Origin of the sequence: Tritonibacter sp. SIMBA_163, assembly GCF_046535935.1 — a bacterium.
Lineage (GTDB): Bacteria > Pseudomonadota > Alphaproteobacteria > Rhodobacterales > Rhodobacteraceae > Epibacterium > Epibacterium scottomollicae.
The window spans coordinates 1-272 of sequence record NZ_JAWJBP010000448.1 but is presented as its reverse complement, the minus strand read 5'-3'; the positions used below and the strand labels follow the sequence as shown (position 1 = coordinate 272).

The 272-nt window shown below is 64.3% G+C and carries 1 protein-coding gene; it reads left to right on the top strand.

Annotated features, from left to right (window positions below; translation table 11 throughout):
• Positions 1 to 272: hypothetical protein (locus tag R0J92_RS23070; protein ID WP_411053384.1), on the top strand; the 272-nt coding region annotated here is incomplete at both ends.

The window sequence follows — 272 nt, the reverse complement described above, 5'->3', positions numbered from 1 at the left end:
GTCACACCCCGCGAAAAGCACACCGGCCTGGTCGCGGCCATCGCGTTCGAGTCCCTGTTCAAGCTTACGGCGCTGCTGCTGGTCGCCGTGGTGGCCATCCATACCGCCTTCGGCGGTTTCGGCGGCCTCAACGACTGGCTCGCCGAGAACCCGCAGGCGCTGGACAACTACTATGAACCGGTGGGGCACAGCCCCTGGGGCAACCTGCTGTTTCTCGCCTTCGCAGCCTCGTTCCTGCTACCGCGGCAGTTCCACATGACATTCACGGAGAA